Origin of the sequence: Paraburkholderia sp. Ac-20347 (assembly GCF_017104805.1) — a bacterium.
GTDB classification, from domain to species: Bacteria; Pseudomonadota; Gammaproteobacteria; order Burkholderiales; family Burkholderiaceae; genus Paraburkholderia; species Paraburkholderia tropica.
The window spans coordinates 1-4,276 of sequence record NZ_JAAGPN010000431.1; the positions used below are offsets into that span (position 1 = coordinate 1).

The 4,276-nt window shown below is 64.2% G+C and carries 4 protein-coding genes and 1 pseudogene; all 5 read right to left on the minus strand.

Annotated features, from left to right (window positions below; genetic code table 11):
- Positions 1–290, minus strand: a pseudogene (locus tag G3N97_RS36970) (hypothetical protein); the annotation flags it as partial.
- A gap of 325 nt (positions 291–615) precedes the next feature.
- Positions 616–1,455, minus strand: coding sequence for a peptidase C39 (locus G3N97_RS36975; RefSeq protein ID WP_205997718.1), 840 nt, complete (start codon positions 1,453–1,455; stop codon positions 616–618).
- 14 nt (positions 1,456–1,469) lie between these two features.
- Complete coding sequence (locus G3N97_RS36980; protein ID WP_205997719.1) at positions 1,470–2,189, minus strand: C39 family peptidase; 720 nt, start codon at positions 2,187–2,189, stop codon at positions 1,470–1,472.
- 69 nt (positions 2,190–2,258) lie between these two features.
- Positions 2,259–3,656, minus strand: a complete 1,398-nt coding sequence (locus G3N97_RS36985; RefSeq protein ID WP_205997720.1) for a hypothetical protein — start codon at positions 3,654–3,656, stop codon at positions 2,259–2,261.
- A gap of 27 nt (positions 3,657–3,683) precedes the next feature.
- Positions 3,684–4,276, minus strand: a 593-nt coding sequence (locus G3N97_RS36990; protein WP_241031066.1) for a hypothetical protein, incomplete at its 5' end; no start/stop codon positions are given.

The window sequence follows — 4,276 nt, forward strand, 5'->3', positions numbered from 1 at the left end:
AGTCCGTCGGCGCCGGGCTGTTCGGCAACCGCGGCGCCGTCGGGCGCACCGGCGCCCGGCAGACCGCGTCCGCGCTGCGCCATTTCGAGGTTGGTGACCTGGCGTTCGAGCGACTGGATCTGACGCTGCTGCTCGTCGACGACGCGCATGAGCGTGTTGAGCCGGTCTTCGACCGACTGGCCTTGCAGTGCTTGCGCGTTGGCGGTTTGCGCGAGCGAGAAAATAAGGACTGCTGCTGGAATGGCGGCCAGCGAGAAACGCGGCAGCGCCGTCTTGGACATCATGTTCATTTTTCTTCCCCCGGATCGAATGCGGGCGCTTGACGAAACCCCCTGGTTCCGCACCCGCGCACGTCGATGCACTTTCCCGATACGTCTTCGCGGGGCCTTCGCCCGCGTTGTTGTGTCTCCTTGCTGGTCTCCTCGCACGGACCGTCGTTGGCGGATGACGGTCCGGCGTTTGTTCGTTATGCGTCAGTCGTTGGCGGTCGCAATCGGTGCTTGTTTCTGCTTCTCGTTCTTGAATCTTGTTCTTGCTGTCTGCTGTTCGTGTTCGTTGTCGGGCGTTGCTGGCTACGTTCGCTTCATGCGTCGGCGCGACCGGTTGTTTGCATCGTCAGTGAATGTTGCGCAGCGCCTGAAGCACGCCGGTCTGCCGGATCATTTGCGCGCTCATCTGCTGCGTCTGCAGATTGAGCTGCAACTGATTGGCGACCTGCTGGTTATTACCCGCGACCTGCAGCAATTGCGCGATCGCGCCGGCCTGTTGCGCGCCGCTCGGGACGATGTTCTGCGTCGCGATCCCCGCGGGCGTCTGCAGCGTCACGTTGATGCCGTTGCTGCCGAACGCGATGCCGGCGCGAATCGTGCCGTTCGCGTTCTGCGCCGAGGCGCTCGACTGGTTCATGCCGGCCGTGCTGGCGAGCAGCGAGCTGGCACCGCCGAAGTCGATGGTCGCGCCGTTGACGCCCACGTTGCTGTTGCCGGCGACCTGGGTGATCTGCGAGACGCCGTTGACCGTCACGTTCTGGCCGCCCGTGGCCGATGTGTTCGGCGAGGCGCCGCTGTTGGCCGTCGTGGTGCCGGTCGGATCGGTCACTTTCGCGAGGCTCTGCACGGTCGCGCTCAACTGGTTGGCGGCGTTCTGTGCGACCGTGAGCGAGCCCTGCGCCACGGCCGTCGCGCCGTTCGGCAACTGCCATTGCGACAGCACGCTGAGGACGAACCCGGAGATCATGTTGCTGCCGGCGTACTTGCCGGTCTGGTGCGCGAGCACGTCGTCGCCGACGGGTTCGCAGCGGACAGGCTGGGCATCGGCGCCGCCTGCCGACAGGAACGCAGGCGCACCGGCCTGGGTTGCTGCGAGGCTTTCGGCTGCCGACGCACCGCTCGCATAAGCGCAGGCGAGCGCGCAGATGCCTGCCGCGATGCCACACTGAGAGAGGTTGCGTTTCATGACTCTTGTCTACGTCAGAACATGACGGCCTTGTCGAGGCCGTATTCGAAGAAAGGCGTCGCGGCCGTGCCGTTGAGCAAGGCTTGTTCGCGCAGCTTCAGCGCCAGCGACTCGTTGTTCTGCAACAGCGGAGAGTCCTCCAGGAACGGTTTGCCGAGCACGGCGAAGACGAGGCCATTCCACGTCTTCGCGAAGTCGTCTTCGGCAAGGATGCGATTGCCCAGTGCGGGATCTGCGATGAACACACGGCCGTTTTCGGCGTGCTTGACGATCACGAAGTGCTCGTAACCGTCGATGTTCATCAGCACGAGCACGGGAATCTGCAGGTGATAGAGCGCGTCGGTATTGACGCGGAAGCCGCGCCCGCGCAGTCCGATCGTCTCGACGAACTTCTTCATGTCGAGCATGGAGAAGCCGTTCTTGACGACCACGTCGGGCGTGGAGTAGACCATCATGCGACGAATCATTTCGGGTTCCGGAATATCGATTCCGTAGCCGTATTTGAGCAGTGTCGCGAGTGCGGCCGCACCACAGCTGTAGTCGTATTGCTGATTGACGATGCTGGTGTAGCGGATGTCCTTCATCGACCGCACGTGCATCTTCACCGGCACGCCCGCGAGATGCGTGGCGTCGATGCTCGATTGCGCGCGGCAAGGCGTGAGAGCCGCGGTGACGGCGAACGTCAGCGCGACAAGGCACAGCCTGGACGCCGGGGACGACAAAGGCCCGGACATGGTGGTCTCCTGCTGTTGAACGCGCCGGCCGCTGATGCCGCAGCCGGCGCGTGCACTACCCCTGACTACTTATTTGCCGACAACCGGCACGCTCATGGCCGCGATGGCGAGGCCGTTGTGCTGGACGTTGCCGACGCCGCCGGCGATGTTCACGCCGATGTTGCCGGTTGCGTTGGCGAGCGCGCCTGCACCCAGCGTTGCCGTACCCGCGAAGCTGCCCTTGAAGGACGTGTCGGCGGTCTGGCTGGTCTGGTCGGTTGCGACCATCGCGTACGAAGCGTTGTCGCCGCTCGTCGTGGTGGAAGCTGCCAGGCTGTTGTTCTGCGCGTTGCCGACACCCGATGCCACGTTCACGCCGATGTTGCCGGTGGCGCTAGCCAGAGCGTTGTTGCCGACGCTGGCGTTGAGCATGTAGTTGTTGACCTTGACGTTGCCGCTGGAGGCTTGCGTGTTGAAGATCTGCGCATTGCCGAACACATTGCCCGCGTCGACGGCGGCGAGCGATGCGTCGTTGCTTTGCGCGTTGTTCACGCCTTCGGCGATGTTCACGCCGATGTTGCCCGAAGCGCCCTTGGCTGCGCCGTCGCCGGTCGTGGCCGTCAGCGTGTTGGCCGGCTGGTCGTTGTAGTGCTGCGTGATCGAGCCCGTCACCGTCACGTCGGTCGTGGCGAGCGAGGAGTCGATGCCCCACTTGATCGAGCCGCCTTCGTTCGTCTTCGACGACGACACTTCATAGCCCGATTCCTGCGCGCCCACCGCTGCGTAGCCCGAACCCTGGGAAGCCTGATAACCCCAGCTCTTGCCCTGGCCCGAACCTTCCGTGCCTTCGAAGTAGCCACCGATGCCCGAGCCCTTGGCATAGCTCGATTCGTTGTAGCCGGCCGAGAAGCCGCCTTGTGCGTGGAAGGCGTCGTAACCCGAATGCGGGCCGTTGTAAGCGACGTAGCCCACCGAGCCGCCAGCGTGGCCGCCGGCGGAGATATGGCCGCCCTGGCTTTGGTTCTGGTTGTAGAAGTAGCCGCCGATGCCGGAGCTTTGCTGGCTGTATTCATAGCCGCCGCCCTGGACCTGGCTGCTCTGCTGGCCGTAGACGTAGCCAGCCGAAGCCTGATAGCCGGCCGCAGCCGTCTGCTTCGACGAGCTCCACGTCGACGCGTTGACGAAGGCCGAGCCGCCGCCCTGGGCCGAGGTGTACGAATTATTGATGTGCGTGGTCACCGAGCCGCTCGTGTAGTTCGAGGGATTCGGGTTCATCGTGATGTTGTTCGACGTGACCGTCTGATTGTTGTTGACCACGGCGCCGGCCGTGCTGCTGACGTCGACGCAGCCGAACAGCGTGACCCAGCCTTCGATGCCTACGCGTTCGCCGACGATGGTGGCGTTGAAGATGTACGGATCTTTCGGGCTGGCAAGGGCGCTACCGGAAACGGCGGCGAGGACTGCTGCAGCGATGAGAGTGCGCTTCATGATTTCGCTCCGATACTGATTGGTCATTTAGAAAAGAGTGCCCGCCGGGGGACGGAGCACAAAACTGTTTGCCGTAGCGTTACCGGCGCCAGCGGTCTGGTTCACCTGTACGAGACCCGTTGCATTCCTGAAAGCCGAGCTGGCAATGCCGGCCTCACGAATGCCACTGGTCTGCACCATTTGCCCCCTACCGCCGTTCGATGCAGCCGCCGCGGACAGATCGCCATCCGAGACGGTTTCAACACCCAGCGCCGCAGTGCCGATCTGGGCACTGTTGCTCTGGAGATTCGCGACGCCCGCCGACTGGTTCACCATCACCGCGCCGGACGTGTTCGCAAAGGCGTTGCTGCCGATCGTGGCCGTGGCGTTGTTCAGCCGTGCCGCGGCGCCCGCGCCTTGCGAGATGAGGTTGCCGTTGACGACCACGGAGCCGCCCGTGGCGATCGTCAACTGATTGGCTTGTGCGTTGTTCAGACCCGTGGTCTCGTTGACCGCGACCGCGCCGGTCGTGCCGGTCGCCGCGCCTGGGGCGATCACCGAATAGCCGCTCACGACGGCCTGGGCGTGCGCCGCGCCGCTGGCGGCGAAAGCCGCGCCGAGTGCGAGCGAAACGACTAGAC

Bases quoted from the DNA above. Each gene is read 5' to 3' on its own strand.
- G3N97_RS36985 (WP_205997720.1), bottom strand. From the start codon at position 3,656: ATGAAGCGCACTCTCATCGCTGCAGCAGTCCTCGCCGCCGTTTCCGGT.
- G3N97_RS36980 (WP_205997719.1), bottom strand. From the start codon at position 2,189: ATGTCCGGGCCTTTGTCGTCCCCGGCGTCCAGGCTGTGCCTTGTCGCG.
- G3N97_RS36975 (WP_205997718.1), bottom strand. From the start codon at position 1,455: ATGAAACGCAACCTCTCTCAGTGTGGCATCGCGGCAGGCATCTGCGCG.